Annotated in this window: 19 protein-coding genes and 1 pseudogene; 8 read left to right on the forward strand and 12 right to left on the reverse strand. The window is 55.7% G+C overall.

Annotation, left to right across the window (positions count from 1 at the left end; genetic code table 11):
• Positions 1–55: 55 nt before the first annotated feature.
• Positions 56–3,001: a DUF4347 domain-containing protein gene (locus tag SynWH8101_RS06875; protein ID WP_165380948.1), complete on the forward strand. Its 2,946-nt coding sequence runs from the start codon at positions 56–58 to the stop codon at positions 2,999–3,001.
• Between the two features lie 32 nt (positions 3,002–3,033).
• Complete coding sequence (locus tag SynWH8101_RS06880; protein ID WP_130129126.1) at positions 3,034–3,279, forward strand: integrase core domain-containing protein; 246 nt, start codon at positions 3,034–3,036, stop codon at positions 3,277–3,279.
• A 284-nt stretch (positions 3,280–3,563) separates the two neighbouring features.
• Here the strand turns inward: SynWH8101_RS06880 and SynWH8101_RS06885 are convergent, their stop codons facing one another.
• The 4 genes from SynWH8101_RS06885 to SynWH8101_RS06900 form a co-directional block, all read right to left on the reverse strand.
• Entirely contained in the window at positions 3,564–3,905 is a 342-nt protein-coding gene (locus tag SynWH8101_RS06885) for a hypothetical protein (RefSeq protein ID WP_130129127.1), read from the reverse strand.
• Between the two features lie 1,103 nt (positions 3,906–5,008).
• On the reverse strand, positions 5,009–8,980 hold the full coding sequence (locus SynWH8101_RS06890) for a hypothetical protein (RefSeq protein ID WP_130129128.1): 3,972 nt from the start codon (positions 8,978–8,980) through the stop codon (positions 5,009–5,011).
• Between the two features lie 476 nt (positions 8,981–9,456).
• Positions 9,457–10,107 carry a hypothetical protein gene (locus SynWH8101_RS06895; RefSeq protein WP_130129129.1) on the reverse strand — a complete coding sequence of 217 codons (651 nt, stop codon included), beginning with the start codon at positions 10,105–10,107 and terminating at the stop codon, positions 9,457–9,459.
• Positions 10,108–10,675: 568 nt separating this feature from the next.
• Entirely contained in the window at positions 10,676–11,098 is a 423-nt protein-coding gene (locus tag SynWH8101_RS06900) for a transposase (RefSeq protein ID WP_130129130.1), read from the reverse strand.
• A gap of 44 nt (positions 11,099–11,142) precedes the next feature.
• Between SynWH8101_RS06900 and SynWH8101_RS14430 the strand changes: the two genes are divergently transcribed.
• Positions 11,143–11,331: a hypothetical protein gene (locus SynWH8101_RS14430; RefSeq protein WP_254427902.1), complete on the forward strand. Its 189-nt coding sequence runs from the start codon at positions 11,143–11,145 to the stop codon at positions 11,329–11,331.
• 80 nt (positions 11,332–11,411) lie between these two features.
• Here the strand turns inward: SynWH8101_RS14430 and SynWH8101_RS14635 are convergent.
• The 4 genes and pseudogenes from SynWH8101_RS14635 to SynWH8101_RS06920 form a co-directional block, all read right to left on the reverse strand.
• Positions 11,412–11,726, reverse strand: a pseudogene (locus tag SynWH8101_RS14635) (transposase family protein); the annotation flags it as partial.
• Between the two features lie 432 nt (positions 11,727–12,158).
• Positions 12,159–13,595, reverse strand: a complete 1,437-nt coding sequence (locus tag SynWH8101_RS06910) for a hypothetical protein (protein ID WP_130129131.1) — start codon at positions 13,593–13,595, stop codon at positions 12,159–12,161.
• Between the two features lie 812 nt (positions 13,596–14,407).
• Positions 14,408–15,205, reverse strand: coding sequence for an SDR family oxidoreductase (locus SynWH8101_RS06915; RefSeq protein ID WP_130129132.1), 798 nt, complete (start codon positions 15,203–15,205; stop codon positions 14,408–14,410).
• Between the two features lie 424 nt (positions 15,206–15,629).
• Complete coding sequence (locus SynWH8101_RS06920; RefSeq protein WP_130129133.1) at positions 15,630–16,265, reverse strand: VTT domain-containing protein; 636 nt, start codon at positions 16,263–16,265, stop codon at positions 15,630–15,632.
• Positions 16,266–16,562: 297 nt separating this feature from the next.
• Here SynWH8101_RS06920 and SynWH8101_RS06925 point away from each other — a divergent pair, with 297 nt between their 5' ends.
• From SynWH8101_RS06925 to SynWH8101_RS06935, 3 genes are all read left to right on the forward strand, one after another.
• Entirely contained in the window at positions 16,563–16,913 is a 351-nt protein-coding gene (locus SynWH8101_RS06925) for a UPF0175 family protein (protein ID WP_130129134.1), read from the forward strand.
• Between the two features lie 139 nt (positions 16,914–17,052).
• Positions 17,053–17,415, forward strand: a complete 363-nt coding sequence (locus SynWH8101_RS06930) for a type II toxin-antitoxin system PrlF family antitoxin (RefSeq protein WP_254427903.1) — start codon at positions 17,053–17,055, stop codon at positions 17,413–17,415.
• A complete protein-coding gene (locus SynWH8101_RS06935; protein WP_130129135.1) occupies positions 17,412–17,939 on the forward strand; it encodes a type II toxin-antitoxin system YhaV family toxin in 528 nt (175 codons plus the stop codon). Before SynWH8101_RS06930 ends, SynWH8101_RS06935 begins: the two co-directional genes overlap by 4 nt.
• Here the strand turns inward: SynWH8101_RS06935 and SynWH8101_RS06940 are convergent.
• The 3 genes from SynWH8101_RS06940 to rpmG form a co-directional block, all read right to left on the reverse strand.
• Positions 17,928–19,838, reverse strand: coding sequence for a ribonuclease catalytic domain-containing protein (locus tag SynWH8101_RS06940; RefSeq protein WP_254427905.1), 1,911 nt, complete (start codon positions 19,836–19,838; stop codon positions 17,928–17,930). The genes SynWH8101_RS06935 and SynWH8101_RS06940 overlap by 12 nt on opposite strands.
• Positions 19,839–19,973: 135 nt before the next feature.
• A complete protein-coding gene (gene rpsR / locus SynWH8101_RS06945) occupies positions 19,974–20,195 on the reverse strand; it encodes a 30S ribosomal protein S18 (RefSeq protein WP_006041316.1) in 222 nt (73 codons plus the stop codon).
• Between the two features lie 38 nt (positions 20,196–20,233).
• A complete protein-coding gene (gene rpmG, locus SynWH8101_RS06950; RefSeq protein WP_007102505.1) occupies positions 20,234–20,428 on the reverse strand; it encodes a 50S ribosomal protein L33 in 195 nt (64 codons plus the stop codon).
• Between the two features lie 108 nt (positions 20,429–20,536).
• Here rpmG and pheT point away from each other — a divergent pair, with 108 nt between their 5' ends.
• Positions 20,537–22,987: a phenylalanine--tRNA ligase subunit beta gene (gene pheT / locus SynWH8101_RS06955; RefSeq protein ID WP_130129137.1), complete on the forward strand. Its 2,451-nt coding sequence runs from the start codon at positions 20,537–20,539 to the stop codon at positions 22,985–22,987.
• Here the strand turns inward: pheT and rlmD are convergent.
• The gene (gene rlmD / locus SynWH8101_RS06960) at positions 22,977–24,362 is read right to left on the reverse strand and encodes a 23S rRNA (uracil(1939)-C(5))-methyltransferase RlmD (protein WP_130129138.1); all 1,386 of its coding nucleotides are present in this window, start codon (positions 24,360–24,362) and stop codon (positions 22,977–22,979) included. The genes pheT and rlmD overlap by 11 nt on opposite strands.
• Before the next feature lie 81 nt (positions 24,363–24,443).
• Between rlmD and SynWH8101_RS06965 the strand changes: the two genes are divergently transcribed.
• The gene (locus SynWH8101_RS06965) at positions 24,444–24,938 is read left to right on the forward strand and encodes an allophycocyanin subunit alpha-B (RefSeq protein WP_130129139.1); all 495 of its coding nucleotides are present in this window, start codon (positions 24,444–24,446) and stop codon (positions 24,936–24,938) included.
• Positions 24,939–25,354 lie beyond the last annotated feature (416 nt).

Consider the following 25,354-nt stretch of genomic DNA (forward strand, 5'->3'; position numbering starts at 1 on the left):
TGTTGGATGGTGCCCCACCCCGACCACAATTGAACCAGTTTTGACATGCACCATCATGGCCCACCTGTTCTGTCCGGTCGCCATCGCTGATGGCCGCAATGCCTTCGCCCTTGAAACAGCGCTGGTGGTGGCTGATGCCAGCTGCCCGCAGATCCGTGAGCTGCTGAGGGCTGCAGAAGCACCGGTGCTCTGGCTCGATGGCCAGGAGCCGCCGCTGCAGGCCGTGAGTCGCGCCCTGGTCCAGCGCCGGCTTTTAGCCAAGCCGGTGGAAACTCTGCACTGGCTGAGCCATGGCAGCCCGGGACGACTGCAGGTTGGTGCCACTGTGATAGGTAGCGCCTCCTTGGCGGCCAATGCTCACAACCTTGCCAGCTGGGGGATCAGCACCCTGGCCCTGTGGAGTTGCCAGGCCGGCGCTGATCAACGTTTCATTGCCCTGTGGGAAGAGCTCACCGGCGCCAGCGTGTGGAGCAGCAGCGGCGTGCTCGGACGCCTTGAGGACGGGAGCTCCCATTGGACTCTTGCGTCAGCCTCCGCAACAGCTCCACCTGCGCTTCCAATTCCAACTGCAAGGCAGCAGGATTGGAGCGGACGGCTGAAAGACAGTCCCCAGAAGGGCGTTGGGTACAACACCGTGGCTACCCCTAACACCTACAGCATCACCAATGCGCCAATTAACTACGTCCATGGCGTCTACGCGAGCGGCGGCACCATTTATGCGGCGACCCAGGGCTCGACGTTTGGTGGCTTGAGCATCTCCACCGACGGCGGCAGCACCTTCACCAACTACGGCATTGCCAATGGGCTGGGGAGCTCCATGGCCAATGACGTCTACGAGAGCGGCGGCTCCATTTATGTCGCGACCTACGGCGGCTTGAGCATCTCCACCGACGGCGGCGCCAGCTTCACCAACTACACCAGAGCCAATGGGCTGGGGAGCAACTTTGTCAATGACGTCTACGAGAGCGGTGGCACCATTTATGCCGCGACCGAGAAAGGTTTAAGCATCTCCACTGACGGCGGCGCCACCTTCACCAACTACACCACCGCCAATGGGCTGGGGAGCAACTTTGTCAATGGCGTCTACGAGAGCGGTGGCACCATTTATGCCGCGACCGAGGAAGGTTTAAGCATCTCCATTGACGGCGGCGCCACCTTCACCAACTACACCACCGCCAATGGGCTGGGGAGCTACAATGTCTGGGACGTCTACGCGAGCGACGGCACCATTTATGCCGCTACTGGCGAACTTCGCAACCCTAAAGCTGGCGGCCTGAGTATCTCCACTGACGGCGGCAACACATTCACCAACTACACCATCCTTAATGGGCTGGGGACCAACACTGTCGTAGGCGTCTACGAGAGTGGCGGCATTATTTATGCCGCGACCCAGAACTCTTACGATGGCGTCTCTGCAGCCGGCGGCTTGAGCATCTCCACCGACGGAGGCAGCACCTTCACAAACTACACAACAGCCAATGGGTTGGAGAGCAACACTGTCAATGCTGTCTACGCAGCCGACGGCACCATTTATGCAGGGACCGCATATAGCCTGACCGTCGCAGCCCCACTCCCGTTGCTGTCGGTCTCCGCTTCCACCAGTCAGGGGTCTCAACTACCTGCCGTCACTGTTGTCTCAACCGACAGTGTCATCACAGAACATGCGCGTGCGCAGCTCAGTGACCAGCAGGTTAACCTCAGCTCCCAGGCGATTGATTTTGGGCTTGAAATCGGTGATGAGTCACCTTCGGCCACGGCCAATATTCCGCTCACCGCTCTGCTTGGTGATCTCACCCTCATTACTGGCGATGGAAAACGTGATCCCTCTATCAATCCGATTTACTACGCAATTGATTCTCAAGGTGCTCTCTCACCCCTCTCCTACGACCCCCTGATCAATGCCGGTGCTCGCTTCTACGACACCGATGGGGATGGCATTGCCGATTTCCTCTCGCTCAAGCTGATCGATGGTGGCTTCGGGGACAAGGACGGCGTCAAAAATGGCGTCATCGATGATCCCTCCGCAATGGGCACCGTCGCCCTCGATCCGGTGATCACCGCTCTTGAGAACGGCTTTCTGCAGGTGGCTGATGCCGCCAATGCCGCACCCGCTGCCATCGCATTGGAGGCCTCTCTCACCAGCCGCGCCAATGCCGTCACGGAGATCGGTTACGTGATCCTCAACGAGGGCGAGGAGGCCTCAACCGTCAGCGACCTCACCGCCTTCCAGGAGCGCGCCAGCCTCCTGTTCTCCGCCCTGGAAAACAACGACGTGACCCTCACCGAGGCGATGACGTTCAACAGTCAGTTCCTGCTGCGCAACGGACAGAGCATCCGCTTTTTTGCCGTCACCAACGGCAGCCTGGCGGATCTCGCCAGCCTCGAGGATTCACGCTTCTCCTTCCTTGATGGCAGCGTCGATGCCACCACCGGCGCGGCCTCCTTCTCCAGCGCCAGCGGCATTGGCTTTGATCTGGAACTGCTCAACAGCGATCAGACGCTCGGTGCTCTGATCGCCCAGGAGCAACACGCCGCACCCCTGCTCGATTTCACCGCCTTTACGAACGACGAAACCATCACCGGCACGATCATTCAGGCCCGTGAAGCCGACTACGACGCCGTCACCGGTTTCTACCGCGTGCTCGACACCAGCGGCAGTGTGCGTGCCGCCGATGGGTCTCTGCTCACCCCCGGTGATGACGGCTACGCCGCCGCCGCTCTGCTGGAGGCCAATCGCATCAGCGCTTTTGACAATCTCTCCATCGCTGATGGTGAATCCTCCTCCACCGAGTTCAGCCTTCAGGACGCCTCCTACCTCGCACCGTATGCCAAGGTGAACGGCAACACCTTCTTTGCCTTCGCGGATGCCAACACTGATGGCCTCTCCCACTTCCGCTCCCTCGGCAGCAACCTCTTTGGCCTGGAAGACCAGCTCGGTGGCGGTGATCTCGATCACGACGACCACATCCTCGGCTTCTCGATCGGTGGCCTCACTGTTTGACGACAATTAGGTAGGCGGAGGACCAAAAGCGGATGTCGCTTGACAACATCGGCACTACCACGACCTACATCAAACCAGGATCACCGTGGCAGAACGGGTTTGCCGAGTCGTACAACAGCCGGTTCAGGGATGAGTTCCTGAACACTGAGCTGTTCACCAGCGTGAGCGAGGCCCAAACCTTGGCTGATCGCTGGCGCTGGGAGTACAACACCTTGAGGCCGCATTCAGCCCTCCAGGGGCGTACGCCCCTGGAGGCAGCTCAACCAGCTGCTGCATAACCACCCACTCTCATTGCGCCTGGACCAATGAAGGGGGTCACGTCATACCCTTTTCTTCTTGAGTCTGATCTGAGGTGGGAGAACCAGAATGGACAAGAAACATCTCAACTCGCCATGAGCTGGTTCAGCTGGTTTTGCGTCTTGCTTCTATGAAGATCAAACTAACTAACCTGCATCACTGATCTGATCGCAGCTATATGATTGTCTTCAGAGTTATGGCTCTGATCTGCTGATATTAGAATTCAGGATTCACGCCAACATCAGTTGGCGTGAATCCTTTGGTCTTAGCTGTTGATTTGTACGTCCTCGTCTCCAGCTGCATCCAAGTCAAGTGGCTGAATATTGCGAAGTAACGAGACAACCAGTTCCAAGATTGCAAGGTCGCGAGTCCATGAGGTCGCCTGTTGCGCATCAGAGCTCTTCAATGATTCCTCAAGGCCTGACTCATGAAGTTTTACCAGGGTGTCAACTAGAATGAGTGCCATGGCATGAGCCTCCATCGGCGACAGATTGGGGAAGCCTGAGCCCAGTGCGTCGGCTTGAGCCTTGAGACAGGCAATAAACTTATCAGACAGTTGGTCGGCTTCTGCCACATTGTCGGGTGCAGTGCCAGTGGAAAATGTCATTTTAATCAAATGTGTTCACGAAGTAACGAGTGAATCGGCATCATTGCAACTGCAAATCACGCCCGAGACACTCTTCTGCTTTTTAGCAGTGTTAGACGCTTGTAGGTACCTACATCTGTAGGTGGCTCTCGAAGCAGCAATTGCTCAGTCCGCCTCCATCACCAGACTCGATATGCTCCGCGCTTGCGATGGGTCATTCTGACAGACCTATCACGACGATCGTTCCGACCGGAATCAAACCTTCTGCAACAGTTGCCCGTTGAACTCTGATCCTGATCTCCCAGGGCAGATGCCGCCTCTGCTCCTTTTCAAATAATTCTTGTCAAGCTAGACAGCTCGATTCGTCTTCCGCTGGTGATGGATTGATTCAAACCAAATCCGGTTGATTCTAACACCGCATCGTTACCGACTATCGCTGTGGATTGAAATGTCTGGCCTGTTCGTAGACAGCAGCACGGCTCTAGATATTTCTTCACCCTTACCGCTGTGACGCTCCTCGGGAGTGACGGCCTTAATTCAGATGTGGTGGTGCCGATGGTTTTACCAATCCGCAGGTGACACGACCACTGACAGGCCTTGCTCTTGCCCATAAACAGCCGTCTGGGGTAGTCGGCACTTCGCCGATCTGATCATCGATACGGAGTAGGGGTCGTCATTCGCCACCCTCGGCCTGGGCGAGATTCAGAGCACGCCCACTCAGTTCAGGGATGAATCATTAACACTGAGCTGTTTGCCACGGTGACGGAAGCCCAGGGTTTGGCCAATCGCTGGCGCTGGGAGTAGACACCCTCGGGCCCCATCAGGCTGCTCAACAAGGAGCTACAGCATGATCACGACCATCCACTCTCATAAGCACGGGATCGGTAGAGGGGGTTACGTCACGGTTCCTATGGAATCCGTCCACCCTAACCGTGCCCGTATCAAGGATGTCCAAGGCCTCCCGGGCGTCGTCCGGTAACGTCACTCGTCGCCGTCCTCTAACCGCACGGAGCTGTACTTGCGGTACAGCCCGCGTTTCCTATCGGCCTGTATTGTTTTGGTAAGAGAATCTGTCTAAATATGCCCGTCTAAAAACGCGGTCATTTTACACTCAGTGATAGAAATCATAGTTCTATCAACGTATCTATGGCCATCTCTTCACCCGCTTCAACAGCCTCACCCTCACCCACTATGACTGCCTCGCTCTCATCAACAACTGTATCAACAATTGCAGACTCTTCATTCGCGAGATCAGCCTCTAAATCGCTCTTCAGAATATTTTCCTCAGAAGAGATGTCTCTTTTGACGTCACTTTCCGCATTCTCGCGGATATTGTCATCAGACTTATCGCCACTATCTTTTTTATCTTCCTTTTTGGTTGCCTTATTCCAGATCTTCTTGATCAGGTGTGAAGACATTTTGATTTTCATGGCGTACCCAAAGATGTTCACCTTTATCTTGTCGCTGGAAGTGTCATTGGAAGTCGATGATTGCGAATCTTTATTATTAATAACATTGTCAGGGTTACTGCTGTTTCCACCATTATGAGCCGGTGTAACCGGCTGAGTAATATCGGATGGTTTCTCTAGGTGTAAACCCCATTGATCTTGGCTAGGCTTGAGTGAATTAATAACTTCACCAACTGTTAGAGTCTGACCAGACTTGATCGCGTTGACATCCTGTTGCCAGGCAATCGCAACTCCCTTGCCCTTGCTGGCATCCTTGCTGATTCGAGGTCTCCATGTCTTTAGAAAACGCCCATTTGAAGACTCGTTTTTATACCATGTCATATCAGCCTTTGCCCATTTGGGATGTCTAATCTTAAATTTAGATGCAAACTGACGAAGAGCCCGGCGAGCATAAGATCCAGTTCGAACTACTGTAGACTTATTAATGTCTAAAGAGGCAATACGATTTAATCTTCCCAAATCACTTCGTAATTTCCGATTGTCCCAACGAACAAGATCCGCTACAGCCGTTCCAACTGATGTGGAACGAAGAGCTGCCGAGATACGCTTGTCCACCCTAATGACAGATGTATTATTAAGCACTCGACTTGCATAGTCCTCTAGTAGTATTGCTCCGAAGACTTTTTCTCCTATGTTGTAAGAGAAAAATTTAGAAATCTCTCTTCTTACGTCCCTTTTCTGATTCTTAGGTAGCGGGATCGTATTGCCGATGGGATAGACGAACAAGTTTTTGAATAGTTTTTTGCCACCACTTTTCCAGTCTGACTTAATTTCAGAAGAATACATGGTCTCAAAAAGTCGTTTTGTATGTTTAATCGACTTTTGTAATTTGATTGCATAGGGGAGGTCATTATTAATGAGCCTACGGTGTTCATGGGCGAATTCAAGTGCAGTGACCTGGTCTTTGAGTCGCTGTGCTTGTCGAGCATGCACGGCCTTGAAATACTTACGTTCCTCAACTGTATTATTTTTGATATAGCTCTGTAGTTTTGCCTTTGCGTTCCAATTCGCAAGATATCCTTGTATCTGCTCATTGAAAGCCTGAGCAGACGCTTTTAGTGATTTATTGTATTTACCGCGGAATAATCTCAACATATCAGCGTGTTTATGCGACGAAATCTGATCTTCGATTTGTGTGATATCAGCCATTTGTGTGATATCAGCCTTTGCAAGTGTCTTAAGTTGATCCACAAGTTTATGCTGAGCAACTTTAACTTTTGGTGATTGCATCTCAAGCAACTCATACGGAGACTTGATGAGGTTGGGTGCAAACTCATGTAATTGCTTGTGAAGCCGGATTTCAACCTTTCCTTCAACGAGATCTTTTTTAATTTTTGCCTTATGTCTCATGCCACTGATACCCACTCGTGCCATATTAGCCGTATCAGAGATATTCTTGAAAACCGGATCTTGTTTGCCCCTGATCTTATGAACGAAATAGTTTAATTCGGAATATTTATAACCTTTCATAAACAGTTTTCTTGGCATGCTTGTATCCCTCCGATAGGCGTTAAAACTACCCTTCCATGTGGCTTCACCTTTGAAAATCTTGCCAAGCTGTCTGCTAAGATTTCTTGTATCTTTGTAGAGATGCTTTGGAAATGTTTTAATACCATGGGCCATTGCAAATACAAGGCCTTCAGTAAACCCAATGGCCCCATTGAATAAACCCGATAAGGTAAAGCTGGGCAAGAACCGTAGCAGAGTACTATTGTTGATAAGTTTTGGTATGCGTGTCCACGAGATGGCATGCAGTATGGGGTCGAAAACGTAATGCTCAAAAACATTCGTAACGCCCAGAATCTTGTCCTTCGAAAATCTAAATACACGATGAACAGGATGGAAGCCAAGATAGTTGCTGTAATATGTATCGCTATACTTTAGAAGCTCTGTAAGACAGTTGTTTTTGAACTTATCGTACGTATACAGAAACTCTGCCGTTTTGGGATCACGCTGGTCTATCACTTCCAAGTTAAGAATGTGATGGCTCTCGTGAATTTGACGACGGATCACGAAAGGCATCGAGCGGTAAGTCATTTCCTCTAAGGCCTTGTCACCAGTTAGTGTGCTTAGCTCTCCATTCGCTAGCCGCGGAAGTGCTTTAGATGCCAGAAAAGAGTCAAAGAGGACAAGATCAGATACATAACAAAGATCTGCAAGCTTAAAAGCAGTTGACTTTGATAGTCCATCGCTGAAAGCTCGTTTATACACATTCTCAGAATTCTTGATCGCGTATTCTTCCGTCTTATTTGCGGCGAGTTCCGCACCGTAGAGCATACGCAACCCACGGGCATCACGCTTCTGATTATGCGAATTAGACTTGAGAGTCGCAAGCTCTGCCGATCTCTGGTGATTAAGATGAGAATAAGCCTTTCCCCAGCTATGAGTTCTAGTTCTTTCAACGATATTGCTGAACTGGTCTGGCCAGAATCTCTTTTCAATTGTTATATCTCGTTTCAAATTATAAGCTATCGCAGAGAGTGCTAATACGCGCCCGAATTTTAACTTAAGATCGTGAGGAATCAGCGTGCCATCACGATACTTCTTGAGGACTTCTTGATCTCTCTGGTACATTTTGAGGCTGCCAAAAGAAATGGTACCAGATTTAGGAGTACAACCTTTCTTAGTACTTTTAGTGTAGGTCCAGGAGGCAGTTGCGGTTTTCGGGTCAAGGGCAACAGACGCATTAATCTGAGTATCGTCTTTATTATTTGGGTCAAAATAATAACCTATTGTAACAGGTGGTGCACCCGTTTGTTTAGATTCAGCAAGTCCTCCTTGGATGAACCCAACCGAAAGGGTTTTTTGTACGTTGTTGTCTGAATACGAGTAATTAGTCTCGTTATAATCAACGCCATCATACCAATTGGTATTTTTAAAGCTTGATGACCAATCATGTCCATTCTGCTTACCTTGACTAGCACTCACGTATCCGGAATAAAACTTCTTAACCTGGTAAGCGACTATACGATGCGCAAGATCTAACTCTAAGTTTTTTACACTGATGTCTTCTATGTGGACACGGCTGTCAATATAAGCTTTTTTGTAAACACTAAAAGCCCTTGAATGATTTTCAAGCGTTTCACGATCGTGATGGATCTCGCGATGAGAACCTGTAGATCGATGTTCTTGCTTGTTCTCCAGGACACTACTGACTTCCTTGAAGTTAGAAAGTCTATGTTCGATTGCACCGATATCTTGCTCCTTAAGTTGAGTTAAATCGTTATTACCTCTTTCCTGAAGCAACGATGCCTCACGTTGCTGCAACTCTGACCTGTGTGATTGCAACTTATTCCTGATATTACTAAGTGAGTGGCCTGGTGTAACGTGGCCAAACCCAGCTCCCGTGTATTGTATAGAATCATCATCTCTATTAATACTGTACTTATCAATAAAACCTAGCGCAGCTTCGCGGCTGCTAAAAAGGGTTGAGTAATCATTGAGTTCAAGTAATTGGGCGTGCTCTACTTTTTGATCGTCTAATAACCCAATGAACTCGTCATTAATTCTATCTGGATCATATCCTTGGTCAATGAGAAACTGATCAACGCTTTCTTTGCTTAATGATATGTTAGCGGCAAGATCTTCGCTAAGCGCTGTCTTAAGAGCTGAGAGTAGTTCAGACACGAATGGTTGCCATCTCTACTTCCATCGTATATGCCCGTCTTGGAGGCGGCAACCTACATTTGTAGGTATACGGCTTGGTAGGTATCTGGGTACTGATCGCATGATATCTGTCAGTTTATCCCCATGATAGTGGATGTTAGCAGTTTAATACCGAATTCACGGATGATTCAGAGCGTTGTTACACAACCCTGGGCTATGCGTATTACTGTGCAGGTCTAACTCCCTTAATAGTGTCAATATTATTAGACAGAGTGCTCACGCAGAATGCTCTCATCGACACATTCCCTCGCCATCTGCTCAGCGCGGCCCTCCCTCGAATCCTGTTCTCTGCATAACTACAATCCAAGCAACAACAACTTATTTAAGCTTTACACTGCTTGGTTATGATAGCTCAGCATAATGCAGCACATGGTGTCATAAATTGGCAATGAAGAGCTGAGAGCGAATGTTGAGTTGATGATATGGCAACCCATTAACTAATCTAGATCAGACTCAAAACCCTCCTCTACATTAATTTCAGCCCTAACATCATTTGTTATATCAGAAGCGGCATCGTCCAGTGCCTTGTCTACACCATTCTGAGCAATATCGGCCAATTCGGGAGCAGGGTGTACGTCCAAGTCGAGCGAGAATCTCATCGGGCGCTCCGGATCAAAAGGATCAGTATCGGCACGAGGGCGAGCCATTAAATTGCTTAGGTCGCTTTGAGCAAACCTACGATCGAGTTTACGGAAATCTGCATTTCCCAGATCAGAGAACACATCTTCATCTGTCAAGTCCGCTGGGTCGATGTCTGAGACCTCTTCGTGTGTCCTAGTGTCAATTTCGACATCATCTTGTCCATGACGCCGTATCGTGACTATGCCTTTCCACTCACCATTGTCAGGAACTTCTGCTTTCTGTCGTCCTTGTAGTGCTAAATGGCCAAGCTTACCAACACCACCCACAAAAAGGACACCAGCTGCCACTTCTAACGCATCAGCACCAAATGCCTCAAACTTCTGCTTTGTGGTCCTCGTTCCTGGTGTCTTCCAAGTTTTTGTGAAACCAGAATCCTTGCCTGTCCCACCTGCTTGAGCGCTAAGAGCCTTTCGTTCTTCTTCAGCAGCAATGGTAAGCTTGGTCAAGATGAGCTTCAGTTCCGGATAATTCAATAAGAGCGCTGCAATAAACTCGGCAACAGTTATGTTACTCGATAGACTCGATGACCAGTCGGCGAGAAATCGTTCTTGTTGCCTGGCTGACAGGACCGCTGATGCGATGTGCCTGAGTGTCTGCTGAAGTGTGTCTGAGTCATATCCTTGATCACCTGCTTACTCGAACCATTCTTGAAGTGTTGATGAATCCAATAGGTCTTGATCAACTTCATGACTGGCTGCAAGAAATTCACGTAGCTCAGATGAATGGTCGCTGGACAGGCCAGGGCAGATCTGATCTAGTTCTTCCAGAAACCCCATCGATCTACCTAACAACTATCTCTCATTCTACCTTGGGTATGTCGACGATGCCTCCTATAATTGTAGGTGTCTGATGCTTCAGGTATCACTGGCTACCAGCGTCAGGGCTGCCTAAAAGTGTGATCAAGGTGCTCAGGCGGTGGTTGTCACCCCTCCCAGCGCCAGCATTCCCTTGATGTCGTAGGCCAGCACTCGCAGGCTGCCGGATCGAGGTAGCCGCCGCGCCGTAGCAAGTTCATCACGATGGTGCGCAGGAAGGCGAACACCGGGCCCCGATCCGGTTGGCGTAGCGGTGGGCGTTCTCACCCAGTTGGGCATCACGCGCCCAGTGCCATTCGTTCTCAATGCTCCAGCGCTGCCAGACCAGGAGCAGCAAGGCTTCTGGAGCTGTGCGCACGCTTGTGAGGAACAGATGCCGCCGCACGCTGCGCTTGTGCTTGTGGGTCAGAGTGTCGGTGATCACCTTCACGATCCAGGCAATACCCGGCCAGTTGGCCTTGATGTACTCCGGGAGCTCCTGGGCCTGCAGTTCCCAGACGGTGTCGCGCCCGTGGCGCTTCTCGTGATCTCTTGAAGTTAAAAGCATGTGACGCTTTCCCTGGAACTGGTAGCCGATCTGGCGGTAGAGGGTCTTCTGGTTGGATTTGACGGTCAGGAGCACGTCGGCACCCTGGGAGAGGCACCAATGAAAAACGACTGCGTGGTGTGCAGGGCATCCGCCTGGATCAACACGCCAACGAGATCCAGTCCGCTGAGCAGCTTTTTCAGCGCCGCACGCTCACTGGATTCGTGGGTGTCCTAGGTCTTCTGGGCAAGGGCAACGCCAAGGGCCCGGGCATAGACCGTGACCTGGGCCACAAAACGGTGGTTACCCTCTTCCGTCTCGATGGCTGAGCCGCGCAGGGTTTTGCCATCACACACCAACTGATCCAGACCATTGCCCCGCCTGGGATCTGGCTGACCATCCAGGCCTGCAGCGCCTGGCCAAATGCCTGCAGGTGGGCCTTGTTGAATAGGTAAAGGAAGGTGGCATTGGAGGGCCAGCGCTTGAAATCAGGCCCCAGAGCCTCGTTCAACACCTCCCGATGCCGCCGGGCAGAGGCCTCCAAATCACGGGAGCTGCGGCAGCCGCTCAGGATCCCGAGCACCGCCACCAGCAGTAGGACCCACTGCGGGTGACGCACCCCACGGCTGTATCGTCCGTCAGGGATGCACTTGAGAAAATTAATCAGGTCATCCGGTGCGGGCTGATTGACTGCGGTGGAGCAGGTTTCGGGGATAGGGGGCACTGAGACCAGCCGAGCGAACCCGATGCTGACAGCACCGCCAAGAGCTACCAGAACAGACTTTTAGGCGGCCCTGCTACCTGCGTAAAACCGCCTCCTTAGTTTCATGGAGCTGAACCATGCGAGTGAAGCTGTTGCCGCTGCTGCGGTGATGGAGGTCGCTGCAGCCGCAGCTGACAATTTCACCTCGAAAGCAGGTGCTCCAGCTGCTCCTACTTGGACCATCACATGAAAGCGCAGGACCAAAATCAGCCAAGCTGTAGTGGCGCCTATTCGTGGAGGAGTGGGCGCAGCATTGATAACTTAACAGAGGGTACTTGCGGACTTATCTGTTCTTTGGTCTCTAAAGAATGCTAGCCCCTGATTACGTTTGGCTTGAATGACCTTCCATCTTCAGAGACATTGCTCTGCTCTGCAATGAGCCGTCAACACAGATCATAACTCAAGTTCCTCTGCATCTTCAATGGTATCGACGAATGATTGTGCTTCGACTTGAACATCTTCCCTTACGATGCCGCCCAATTCAGATTCAAATGATTCTTTAAATACTCCAGCTTCGTTTTCTATACCTGATTCAAAACCTTCTTCTAGCTTTCCTGGGGCTTCAAGGAGGCTGTCGAGCTCACCATCGTTGTCCAGGCGGCCGCCATCGTTTTCACCACCTTTTTTACGGTCGGGCGGCTGAATACGCATACCATCATTATTAACTGCTCTCCTGGCTTCGCGTCCAGCTTTTCTGAAGTTAACATTAGGATTTATCAGACGACTATCGTCATTCATCACCCTGCTGACAAGGTCATCTTCGTCTACATCATTGGGGTTAAACTGCTTATCTGGATCAAGTAGCGCCTTGGTGTCATGCCTTAAGTCCATTTCAGTTGCATCAGGGTTTTCTCGTATAAAATCTTCGATTTGCCCTTTGTAGTGCCCTTTTAATTCTTTTGTCACTTCTGACCTGAGTTTTCTCAATCTGGGCTCGTCTGTTCTGCTAACTTCCTCCCAAGTGCTGGGGCTCAGCCTTTCATCTAGAATTCTCTTTATATGATCCTGGTGATTCACTAAGTGACTACTCATTGCTCCTTCTGCATAGTTATTGATTGAGTTCTCAGTTAATTCGCTGGCCTTACCACCAAATTCAACCGCTTCACCCTTGGTAACTTTATTCATTGTGTCCATTACTTCCCTCGCGTCTTTCATGGCTCTCTCCCTTAGGCCTATAATTTCATCTGGCCCGGTATCTCGAGCAGCGTTATCTGCCAGTCTTTCAACCTGTTGTACCTCTTCCCCTCCTCCTCTAGTCATAGCGCGCTTAATACCCTTATAAGCTAGTATTCCACCACCGGCGACCAACGTGAGACCAACAGTGGCCTCTAGTACATCGACACCAATCGCCTCTCCTTTTTCCATTTTCGTTCGATTCGGATTTTTCTTCCACGTCCGAGTGAATTTCGATGTTCCTCCTGCCATGCCGGCAAGCGTCTCATGTTCCTTCTGAGCTTCTTGAATCAGCAGCTGTAGCTCTTCTAGGGCGCTGGAATAGTCGGATGCCATCACGGATCCAACTTCCAGTAGGCTGGCATTGCTGGCATACAAGCGATCCAATTCTGCAACAAACCGCCCGTGCTGGTCTTCTTGCATATCAGCACTTACAAGATCAACCAGCATGCTGATCAATTCACCCCACTCATACCCTTCATTCAAGATTTCTTGTTTCAGAGTCTGGAATCCTATCGACAGCACTTGGCTGTCCGATTGGTGTCTTGAATGAGCCGTGACAAGGAACTCGCGAAGCTGAGCCGCACTCTGCTCTGTAATATCAGGGTGGACTTGCTGAATGCTTTCAACAAACATGACCGTGGTATCGGATTTCACAATTGTGATTCAGTTTCGAGCTCAGCGCATCCTACAAATGTAGGATTTCTATGATTTTCCTTAGAGTCCTTGTCGAATGTCGCAGAAACTGGTTGCTCGCCGGCCAAAATTTGTCGTTACACAGGCTCATGTCGGCAGCATCAGTTCCTATCGGCAGGTCGGTGGTCCATGGCCCGTATCAGCATGTCTGAGTGGCTGCTGTCTTGTGTCATCTGATCACACCACTTCTACGCGTCGCAGTCCTGCGGCACTCCATTGAGGCATTCGGCACACCACTTAAACCCATTATCCAGTATATTAGTCTATCAGTGTTTTCATTCAATCGGTCACACAACGCCACTCTTCGTCTTGCACATGTTTAGCACATCTGCTATTCCTTCGACAGTATTGCCATCCCTTATAGATGCTGAATCATATCAGTTTGCTAGTGTCAGCTTCATAGTTTAACCCCAACTCGGCATTGCTCGTTTCCACATCGAACTGACTGCGTTGATACAGATATCCATCAACCTGACAATAACTGCCTAGCGGATTATATTGTGCTTTGACAACACGTTGTGTGATCAACTGCTATTGACTCAGATCTGCGCCAGTGCTTACGCAGATTCCCCGGCTTCAGCAACATTCAGCCCTGATCCCACGTTCTTAAACAATCCACCTCCTCAGTAGTCATGCCTACTCGCAGCAAGTTGTGTTAACCCGTGCATGCGCCACTAGGTGCCATCATGGAATCCACTAGCCCTGACCCTGGGAACCCAACAACGCTCAAGTAGCCGTTATCCATGAAGCTCACATGTCGCTGAGTCCATGATTCACGGCTCTGTGTAGGTAAATTTAGAACCTTCAGCGAGCCAGCGGGTCTGCTCAGCTCGGTCATAGATGAACCAGGGCTCAGCACGGTTAAACGTCTCTGGCGTGGTCTGCGTGAGCACCCAATAACAGAACTGAGCCGCCACAGCTGCAGGTATCAGATTGGCTCGGTTGCCACGGAAGAAGGAAGCGAGTGGGAATTCCTCAGGATCTGGTTCGCGCAGGTCGGCTTGCATACCAGTATCCACCTCGCCGGGTATCAACTCAGCAACACCGATGTTTGGATTCAGATCATGCCGCAGACTTGCAGTGACGGCATGCAAAGCATGCTTACTCATGCAGTAAGCACCGAGACCTGGAAATACCGCCTGTGCTGATCGACTCGAAAGGTTGAGTATCCTGCCGCCTGTTGGCATTTGCGGGGCGATTGCGGCAGTGAGCTGAACCGGTGCCACAGCCATTAGGCATAGGGCTCGCTGTAGGTCAGAGGTGCCCTGGTCAATCAGAGCTCCTAACGGCTTAATTGCTCCAGCCGCATTCACAAGCCCTGCAACCGGTCTGCCATCGATCACAGTCTTCAACATGTCGACAGCGGTACTGATCCCATTCGCGTCGCTGAGATCCACGCTCAGTGCAGTGAGATTCTCAGCATGGTCGCAAGCTTGTCGCGACAGTGCCACCACCTCCATTCCAGAGGCGAGCAACAGATTCACGAGTTCACGGCCGATGCCTCGGCTGGCTCCGCTCACCACCACCAACCCATCCGGTAACTGATTGAGCTGATTCAAAACCGCATGCATGACTTTGGCATTACCTTACAATGAATGCTTCGTTGTCGCTTGGAGTGGTGTCATCATGTTTCATAACATGGTAGCGACAAATCCTGATCATGACTATTAATGCCAACTATGACTCAATGAGATGCACGGTCTGATTGGCAAGGGTTTGCGGTGAGCCACAGCCACCCTCCATTCTCGACGCTGCCTGTGGCGTTGTAGTTTTCAGCCAATTGATTGATGACAAGGGCTTTTCTTTTGTTAGGGTTGATATTCATCAAGCAGCCGTCATACAAGCCCTTCAATCCACTGCAGGATTGAGGCAAGCTTCAGATGGCCCTTCCGGCAGAAGCCCCACCATACAAGCTGGTGCGTTTGACGAAGTGACCTGGCCGCCCTGCTTACGAATTTATACAAAGCACTTCGGATCACACATGCTTTTGATGCATTAATCAATCTCGGTGGCAATCAGGCTTGGCTGATGAGAATCAGCGATTGGCAGACTGTGTGAATCGGCTTGCCGATTGCTCTGTGGCTGTGTCATCAACCCCCGCAACCGGATGCCACTGAGCCAGGCCAGTGCAACGGTGGCTGCCGTTGCGATCATCGTCATTGCGGCACTTACACCATTGAGGTGTCCGGTGGCAGCCTCAACGCCAAGGGCTCCAACCTGAACCATCACGGCAAAGCGAAGCACCATCGCCAAGGAGGTGAAGGCATAGGGCTGCCAGCGGGTTGATGACAGCGCGCACATGGCATTCACCATGGTCATCGGTAACAAGGCCAACCGCAACAGGAGCAACGTTGGCCAAGGCAGACAGGTGTTGGAGAAGGTCAGCATCCATTGCCAACGGCGGCGGCTCTCAAAGCGTCGCCTGATCCAGCCGCGACACCAATGGCGGCAGACATGCCAGTTGATGGTGAGCCCGGCACCCTGGGCGATCACTACCACGACCAATCCGCTCACTCCGCCGTAGAGGGCACCAGCCCCGACGACCACCGGACCCATCGGCATCCCCAGACCGACACCGCCTGCGAGCAGCAGCAAGTAAACCAGCGGACTGATAGCGCCCTCAAACAGCATCGACCGGGTACGAGGCGCCCCATGCTGTCATGGGTTTGGCGATGCCACCCTGCGATGTGCTGGAGGCCTCACAGGGCTGGGAGTTCTGGTGGCATTCGCCACAATGCATCCATGAAGGTTGCGTTGTAGAACCAAGCCTGGCTGCAATGGCCAAGACCCTCACGCTCAAGAATCTGCCGGATACGGCTCTTGGCGCCGCAACTCCCACGGCGGACGAGGAGTTGACACGACGCAGCTCCTTGCGCGGTGATCCAACTGCTGGACCCGTGCCATGCTGGAACAGTCTGTAGGAACACCATGCAGGCCTTTTCGGTGCGGCAACTCAAAAGCAACCCATCAACGGTGCTTCGCGCTGCAGAGGCGGATGCCATGGCCCTGGTGACGAGCCATCAGGAGCCCACTGCACTGGTGGTGGCACTAGATCGTCTTGGCTTGCCAGACACAGGAGCCGTCCGCTCGGGTCTTGCCCTGTCGCTGTTTCAGGCCGGATCGTTGTCTGTAGGTGCAGCGGCAAAGATCGCTGGCTTACCCCTCACGCGTTTTCTTGAGATCCTTGCTTCGCTCCGGATCCCTGTGACGGATGCCACGGCTGTTGAATTGGATGACGACCTCGCTCAGGCCAGACGCTGGCTCGCTCAAGAGGTTTGATCCATTCAGAGCATGCGGATTCTCCTGGCAGATGCTGGTCCATTGATCGGTCTGGCCAGGATCCAAAGGCTCCACCTGCTGCACCCGCAGCAGCAGTAATGCAACTGCATTACAATTGGAAGAAGAATCTGGTCAGCCTGTGTCTGCGCCTTCCTCCATTGATCGCTCCCCTGATCAGGTCGAGTCTTCGCTCACCGACCGCTATCAGACAACCGTGCCGCAACCGGTGCGGCAAGCCCTGGGGCTACGCAAGCGAGATCGGATTCGCTACGCCTTCCGCACCAACGGTGAGGTGGTGCTGCAGCGCGTGAGCCCTGAGCCCGTCGATGACGATCCAGCCCTGGCGCCGTTCCTGGCTCTGCTCGAGCAAGACATCGCCAGGGCACCAGCCCGTCTCCAGCCCATCACCTCCGACCTTGTTCAACGCTTGCAAACGCTGGTCGGCGATCTCGAGGTGGATCTCGAGACGCCACTGACGGATGAAGACGAGAGCAGCTCGTGAGCGCTGCCAGTGCAACGCCTATTGCCATCAACGGATGGAGACTCTTTGCACACCCCTTGTTTCTCAATCAGCTGGAGAGCCTGACCGCTGAGGTGGAACGGCTGCGCCGTAGGGATCCTGAGGGTTACCGCAGCAAAAACGCCAGTAAACGCTTAGCGGCGGTGATGCGCTTGATGCTCAACGACATTCCCCAAGACCCCGGCCGCAAGGAATACCGCCAGGGGTCCACCCTCGGCCCTGAGCACCGCCACTGGCACCGGGCCAAGTTCTTTCAGCAATACCGGCTCTTCTTTCGTTTTCACAACCGATCCAAGGTGATCGTTCTGGGCTGGGTGAACGACACAGCCACCAAGCGGGCCTATGGAAGCAAGACAGATGCCTACCGAGTCTTTCAATCGATGCTGGACAACGGTCATCCACCCAGTGACTGGGAAGAACTCCTTCAGGAAGCCAGCCAGGTCAGCACGCGCATGAGGCTTCTCACAACCAGATCCACCGAGCCGAATGGCGAATCAACTGGCTGAAGCCACCAGCTTCAGCTGATCGCGCAACGAATCCACTTGTTGCACCCGCAGGAGCAGCGCTTCGCCGGGCTGGGCGTTCTGGGGACATTCGGCCGCCAGGTCAATGGCCAGCGCCTCGATGCGCACCAGGCCGAGACGATCCTGGGGGCGGAGCCAGCGCAGGAAATCGGCTTGCCACTGTTCCTTGCTGTGCGCTTCAAACCAAACCTGTTGCCAGTGGCGCTGATCTTCTCTGGAGATCGCGATGCCTTCGCGCACGGCGCCATCGAAACTGTTAACGAGCTCCTGCAGAGCGTCGTCGCTCAAGGGAGTGGCGCCGCTGAGCTGCGCCTGGATCTGGCGTTGCACCACCAGATCGCCATAACGGCGGATCGGCGAAGTGGCCTGGGCGTAGGCCGGCAGGCCGAGGCTGAAATGGGGCGCTGCAGTCGTGCCCATCAGCCCGCGGCTGAGGCAGCGCTTGATCGCCGCAAAGCGCACCGCCCCGTCAGGAAGCTCATCCAACTGAGCAGGAGAAGGCAGATCCGCCGGCAACTGACTGCGGAAGGGCAAGGCCAGGCCCTGCTCCATACCGAAACGGGCCGCCACCGCCCCGGCCAGGATCATTGCCTCGGCCACCATCAAGCGCGAGGGGCTGGGCTCGGTGATCGCCACGCTTGGACGATCATCCTCACGGCAGCGGATCCGCCCTTCCGGGAGGTCCATCAACAGCGCACCCTGGCTGACGCGCCATTGGCGGCGGCGCTCCAGCAAGTCGTTCAGCTCCGTCAGGTCCGCCTCTTCCGGCGGAGCAAAATCGATCAATTCATCGGCGTCCTCGTAACTGAGCCGATAGCGGGGCGCCACCCAGCTGCGCGCAATGCCATAGGTCTCGATGGCACCGCTGTCGTCCAGCTCCACCCAGGTGCTCCAGGCGGGATTGCGCTGTCCGGCCCGGAGGCTGAAGGGGCCGGTGGAGAGTGATTCCGGGAACATCGGCAGGATGCCCCGCGCCAGATACAAGCTGCTACCCCGACGTCGTGCCTCCAGATCCAGGGGAGACTCCGCTGCCACCAAACGCCCCGGATCGGCCACATGGATCCAGATCCGTTGTCTGCCGTCGGGCCTGCGCTCCAGGGCCAGGCCGTCGTCGATATCGCGGGTGTCGTCATCGTCGATTGTGACGCAGCGCTGCTGGGTGCAGTCGAGCCTCTCCTCATCCCCGGGCAGGGTGTGATCGTGCAAAACCAGCAATCGCTCCGCCTCAGCGATCAGCTCAGCGCTGAAACCCTGGCTCCAGGTGGTGCCGCCCATCGACACCAGGTGATGGGGATCCCACTGCCCCAGGTCCACAAGCCAATGGCGCAGGCTGCCGCGGTCGTCATCGAGGTGGAGCTGTTTCAGTGCGCTGCGCACCAGGGGGTCGCAGTCGACGAGATCCAACTGGGACGCGGCCACCTGTTGCATCTGGCGCAGAGCGGCTTGCGTCCAGGCATCGAGGCCAGCCGCTTCCACAGGCTGGGGTTGACGCAATAGCGTCAACCAGCGCTGCTCCTGGCGATCACGCAACACCTGTTGATAGCGCTCGCGACGCCGTTGACGCACATCGGTGAGGCTGCGGGGTTCCACCACCCCCTGGCGAAGCCGAAACAGATCCTGACCAGCCTGCAGAGCCAGCCACACGGCAGCACGGGCCACGGCCGAATCGGCGGCGCCCACCAGGGAAGCAAAGCCAGCGAGATCAAGCGTCTCACCCGTGTCGACCAGCAAGACCCAGGCCTGGCCCCAGTCGCGACGCTTGGGACTGGCTTCTGTGAGCTGCTCAGGGCTGAACGACCATGGAAAGACCCCCAACCGGGCCGGTGCATCCACACCGGACGGCAGGGGGTGAATGGGATCGATCTGGCGCGCAGGAAGCACCTGTTCTCGCGCCTTGAAACCAACCTGGAGGCGGACTTTGCTGCCCTGGATGGCCTGGACGACAGCGAGCTGAGCTGTTCCGGAGGCCTGGATCCCGACCAGATCACCCGGTTGGCACGCGACAGCCGCCAGGACTCAACCCTCGGGATTGACGAAGGGGAGCAGGGCCACGATGCGTGCACGCTTCACCGCATTGGTGAGATCGCGCTGCTGTTTAGCGGTGAGACCTGTGAGGCGACGGGGCAGGATCTTGCCACGCTCAGTGATGAACTTCTTGAGCAGATCCACATCCTTGTAATCGATGGGATCGCCGGGTTTGATCGGGGAAAGACGCTTCTTGAAGAAGGAGCTGGACATGACTCAGGAACGCTGGTGGATGGGGAAGACCTGCAAGGTCACTTGATCTCCTTGTGGGGAGTCGACTTGTTGCAGTGGGGACAGAACTTCTTGATCTCCAGCCGTTCGGTGGTGTTCCGGCGATTCTTCTCGGTGGTGTAGCGAGACACACCGGGAGAGCGCTTGGCGGGATTGGACCGGCATTCGGTGCACTCGAGAGTGATCACGATCCGGACGCCCTTGTTCTTGGCCATAAAGGACGTTGCGCCGCAGTTGCGTAGCGAAGTGACAAACAACGAGCCTACAGGGCCGTTGCCCTCCCTTTGGGCTCCGTAGGATCAGTCGCCGTTCCGATCGTCCCGATGCGGGTTTCCCTTTCCTGGCTGCAGGATCTGGTGCAGGTGACTGAACCCGCTGAGGCTCTGGCCGAGCGCCTCTCGATGGCCGGCTTCGAGGTGGAGGCGATAGACGATCTCAGCAGCCTGGCTCAGGGCGTGGTGGTGGGGCATGTGCTCGAGCGGGAGAAACATCCCAACGCCGACAAGCTCAGCGTCTGCAGCGTGGATGTCGGTGAAGCCGAACCGCTGCAGATCGTTTGCGGTGCCAGCAATGTGCGCGCCGGCATCCACGTGCCCGTGGCCACCGTGGGCGCCGTCTTGCCTGCGGTGAACCTCACGATCAAGGCCGGTGAGCTGCGCGGCGTGGCCAGCAACGGCATGATCTGCTCCCTCGCCGAACTGGGTCAGCCCAGTGCGGTGGATGGCATCGCCGTGCTCGAGGACCTCAGCAGCGCGCCCTTGGTGGTGGGGGCACCGATCGCCCCGGTTCTTGGTCTCGATGATGTGGTGCTGGAGCTGGCGATCACCGCCAACCGGCCTGATGGCCTCTCGATGACCGGTATTGCCCGCGAAGTGGCCGCCCTCACCGGAGCCGATCTCAACCTGCCGGCGTTGACGCCCCCAGCGGCTCTGGACGGCCTGGCGGTGGACCCGGCCAGTGCGGAGGCGATGCGGGCCGGCGGGATCTATGCCCTCACCGAACTCAGCGGTGTGGACGCCTCTGGCCCCTCGCCCGACTGGTTGCAGCGACGTCTGCAACGGGCGGGCATGAACAGCGTCAATCCAGCGGTGGATCTCACCAACCTGGTGATGCTCGAACTGGGGCAGCCCCTGCACGCCTTTGACGCCGATGCCCTTGAGCGCCTCTGCGGCAGCGCCGTGCAGGCGGCTGATTTCGGCCTGCGTCAGGCCCGGCAGGGTGAGACGTTCCGGGGCCTCGATTGTCGAGACCTGAGCCTCGATCCACGGGCCCAGGTGGTGACCTGCAACGACATGCCGATCGCCCTGGCCGGCGTCATGGGCAGTGAGGCGAGTGGCGTCACCGCCCAGACCACCAGAATCTGGCTGGAGTCGGCGATGTTCTCCGCAGCCTCAGTGCGCAACACCGCCCGCTGCGCCGGGCTGCGCACTGAGGCGTCCAGCCGGTATGAAAAAGGTCTGCCCCGAGAGGTCACCCTGCTCGCTGCGCAGCGGGCCTGCAGCCTGATTCAGGAGCACTGCGGCGGTCAGGCCGGACCCACCCTGGTGTGCGAGGCACCCATGGAGAGCCCCCAGCCCCTGCTCTTGCGGCGCGATGCCCTGCACCAGCTCCTGGGGCCGCTGGACACGCCGGAGGGGCCGGAGGATCTGGACGATGATGCGATTGAGCGCTGCCTTGAGGCCCTCGGCTGTGAACTCACCAGCACCGAAGCGGGCTGGCAGGTAGCGATTCCACCGTCGCGACGTTGCGACCTGGTGCGAGAAGTGGATCTGATTGAAGAGGTGGCCCGCCTGATCGGCTTTGATCGCTTTGGCTCCCATCTGCCCGATCCCCTGACCCCCGGTGGCCTGACGCCCCAACAGACCGCCGAACGGCGCCTGCGCCAACTGCTCTGCGCCACCGGTCTGCAGGAGGTCACCACCCTGTCGCTCACCGGACCCTCCGACGACGTCGACCGCATCGCCATCGCCAATCCGTTGCTTGCGGAAACCAGTCACCTGCGCACCAGCCTCTGGGACGAGCATCTGCGCATCTGTCAGCGCAATCTGCAGGCGTCCCAACCCGGTTGCTGGATCTTTGAACTGGGGCATGTGTTCCATCGCCAGGGCGAGAGCGGAACGATCGAGCAACGCGCCCGCCTCGGCGGCATGATCTGCGCCGAGCGCCGCCTGGAGCGCTGGAGCAGCAGCGGTAAACCCGAGCCCCTCAACTACTTCCAGGCCCGCGGTCTGCTCACGCGCCTGTTTGCAGGCCTGAAGCTCGAGGTGTCCGATCGGCCCCTGAGCAGCGACGTGCGGCTCCATCCCGGTCGCAGTGCCGAGCTGATTCTGGAGGGCCGTCCCCTGGGCTGCTTCGGTCAGCTGCACCCCCTGGTGTCGGAGCGGTTTGATCTGCCGGAGCAGACCTACGGCTTCGATCTGGATCTAGAGCGACTGCTCCAGGCCGCCACCCGCAGCAACCGCTGGGTGCCTGCCTTCAAGCCCTATCCCACCGTTCCCGCCATGGAACGGGACCTGGCGGTGCTCGTGCAACGCAGCCAGACCTCAGCTGAGCTGATTCAGGCGATCCGTAAGGCGGGCAAACCGCTGCTGGAAAGCGTCGAACTGATCGACCGCTTTGAGGGCGGCCAACTGCCAAGCGACCAATGCAGCCAGGCCTTCCGGATCCGTTACCGGAGCCAGCAGGCCACCCTCACCGACGAAACCGTGCAACCGGTGCACGACAAGGTGCGTCAGGCCCTGGTGAAGCAATTCGGCGCCGAACTCAGGAGCTGACGCGCTCCAGCAGCGCCAGGCACTCCAGGTGGCTGGTCTGGGGGAAAAAGTCAAACGGTTGCAGCCTCTGGATCCGATAGGGCGCCTCCGGACCAGCCAATCGCGCCAGATCCCGCGCCAGCGTGGCCGGATCGCAACTGAGATAGGCGAGCCAGTGGGGCGGGCGGGCGAGGATCTGCTCTGTGACCGCCGGCTCCAGGCCCTTGCGGGGAGGGTCCACCACCAGGGCCTGATGCTGCGGGAGAGCTTCGGCCAGGTGTTGATGCACATCGCCGGCGAGGAAGCGCACACCGGTCAGGCCGTTGTGCTCGGCGTTGCGCCGGGCCTGCTCCACCGACGCCTGGTGCACTTCCAGCCCGAGAACGTTGTGACCAGCCGCGGCGAGGGGTAAGGCGATCGTGCCGATGCCGCAATAGGCATCGATCACGGCAATCGGGCCCGCCTGTGAGAGCAACCACTGGCTCAGGCCCAGCACCGCCCGCTCCGCCTCCGTTGTGTTCACCTGAAAAAAGGTGGTGGAGGCCAGGGTGAGCTGCAGGCCGCAGAACTGCTCCTCCACCGTGCCCGCACCGGCCAGGGTGAGGGTCTGCGGGCCGAGCACGGTGTTGGTGCGCCTGGGTTGGAGGTTGAGGGTCACGCCCTTCACCTGGGGCCAGCGATCACACCAGGCCTGGGCCAGCCTGTGCACGCCGGGCAGTTCGGCGGTGCTGCTGATCAAGGTGATCAACACCTCGCGGCTGCGACTGCCCAGTCTCAAGCCCAGGTGGCGCAGGCCATCGCCCTGGTGCAGATCGGCATCGGCGGGCCAGCCCGTGGCCTGCAGATCCGCCTTGAGCGGTGCCAACAGCTCATCGAGGCCAGGATCAAGCACCGGGCAATGGTTCAGATTCACCAGCTGGTGACTGCCACGCTTGTAATACCCCATGCGCAGTTGCCCCTCCGCATCGCGCTGTAGCGGCAGCAGGGCGCGGTTGCGATAGCCAAGCGGTGCACCCATCTCTGATGGCTCCAGCGGATCCACCGGGTGGTGGAGGCCACCGATCCGGTGGAGGGTCTGCACCAGGCGATCGCGTTTCCAGACGCTCTGATGGGCATCGTCCCAGTGCTGGAGCGTGCAGCCGCCACAGCGCCTGGCGAGGATGCAGGGGGGCGTGCGGGCGCCTGGGGCGGCGAACAGGGTTTCGAGGCGTCGGCCAATCCATTGCGAGCGTCGCCGCTGCACCAGCTGCACCCGGGCCAGTTCACCGGGGAGCAGTTCGGGGATCACCAGCACCCAGCCCTGCCAGCGGGCGATGCCTTCACCGCGCAGGTTGAGATCCTCCCCCTTCACCGTGAGGGTCAGACCGGGGCGGGGTGCGGTTGCGTTCTCGGCCATTGCAAAGGCGTTACACCCAGGCCATCCACCGCGGTCGACAGGCCGGAGAGCACTAAACTCACCTTCAGCATGCCAGCTGCCATGAGCGTTGTTCGGGATCTGATTCTCCAGGCCGATGACGATCTCCGTTATCCGACCAGCGGCGAATTGCGCTCCATCGTCGATTTCCTGGGGCAGGGAGCGATGCGCCTGGCGGTGGTTCGGATCCTCACCGACAACGAGAAGAAAATCGTCGATGAGTCGGCGAAACAACTGTTCAGCCGTAAGCCGGAATACGTCGCCCCCGGCGGCAATGCTTATGGCCAGAAGCAGCGGGCCCAATGCCTGCGCGATTACAGCTGGTATCTGCGCCTGGTGACCTACGGCGTGCTCGCCGGCAGCACCGAGATGATCCAAAACATCGGCCTGATCGGCGCCCGCGAGATGTACAACAGCCTTGGCGTGCCGATGCCGGGGATGGTGGAAGCGATGAAGGCGATGCGGGAAGCCTCCCTGGCCTTGCTCTCCGACGAGCAGCAGTCGCTCGCCTCCCCTTACTTCGATTTCCTGATCCAGGGCATGCAAACCACCACCTGATCTGATCCTTCGCGCACTTCTGTTACTGAATAACCGCCGGCCCACGGGCCGGCTTTTTTGTTGCGCGCAAGTCTCACCAGCCCTGAATAAGACGCAATTCAGGTCTTATCTCTATTCTCAGCCAAGATGTAAGAGAACTCTGCGCCGATCGTCATAACCCGACCGCCGCCGCCTCGATCTGCACCCCATAGCCCACCCCCAATCCTTTGCGTATCTGCTTCTTCAGCAGATACGCGACAGCCAAACAGCCTGTCAGAACTGGGCGATCCAGAGGCCTTCTTTGGACTGGACAAGGCCTACCGCCGCCATGGACGCGGGCTGGCGCCAAGAGGGCCGCAAAATACTCCAAAGCTGTCACCACTTCTGGCAGGTGCGTGCAAGGAAGTAGAAGCCAACCTCTCGAATAAAACTGCACG

The sequence above is a fragment of the Synechococcus sp. WH 8101 genome, from assembly GCF_004209775.1.
In the GTDB taxonomy this organism is placed as follows: domain Bacteria; phylum Cyanobacteriota; class Cyanobacteriia; order PCC-6307; family Cyanobiaceae; genus Synechococcus_C.

Bases quoted from the DNA above. Each gene is read 5' to 3' on its own strand.
- SynWH8101_RS06885 (WP_130129127.1), bottom strand. From the start codon at position 3,905: ATGACATTTTCCACTGGCACTGCACCCGACAATGTGGCAGAAGCCGAC.
- SynWH8101_RS06875 (WP_165380948.1), top strand. From the start codon at position 56: ATGGCCCACCTGTTCTGTCCGGTCGCCATCGCTGATGGCCGCAATGCC.
- rlmD (WP_130129138.1), bottom strand. From the start codon at position 24,362: ATGGCCGAGAACGCAACCGCACCCCGCCCCGGTCTGACCCTCACGGTG.
- SynWH8101_RS06965 (WP_130129139.1), top strand. From the start codon at position 24,444: ATGAGCGTTGTTCGGGATCTGATTCTCCAGGCCGATGACGATCTCCGT.
- SynWH8101_RS06925 (WP_130129134.1), top strand. From the start codon at position 16,563: ATGCAGGCCTTTTCGGTGCGGCAACTCAAAAGCAACCCATCAACGGTG.
- pheT (WP_130129137.1), top strand. From the start codon at position 20,537: ATGCGGGTTTCCCTTTCCTGGCTGCAGGATCTGGTGCAGGTGACTGAA.
- rpmG (WP_007102505.1), bottom strand. From the start codon at position 20,428: ATGGCCAAGAACAAGGGCGTCCGGATCGTGATCACTCTCGAGTGCACC.
- rpsR (WP_006041316.1), bottom strand. From the start codon at position 20,195: ATGTCCAGCTCCTTCTTCAAGAAGCGTCTTTCCCCGATCAAACCCGGC.
- SynWH8101_RS06920 (WP_130129133.1), bottom strand. From the start codon at position 16,265: ATGCTGTTTGAGGGCGCTATCAGTCCGCTGGTTTACTTGCTGCTGCTC.
- SynWH8101_RS06915 (WP_130129132.1), bottom strand. From the start codon at position 15,205: ATGCATGCGGTTTTGAATCAGCTCAATCAGTTACCGGATGGGTTGGTG.
- SynWH8101_RS06880 (WP_130129126.1), top strand. From the start codon at position 3,034: ATGTCGCTTGACAACATCGGCACTACCACGACCTACATCAAACCAGGA.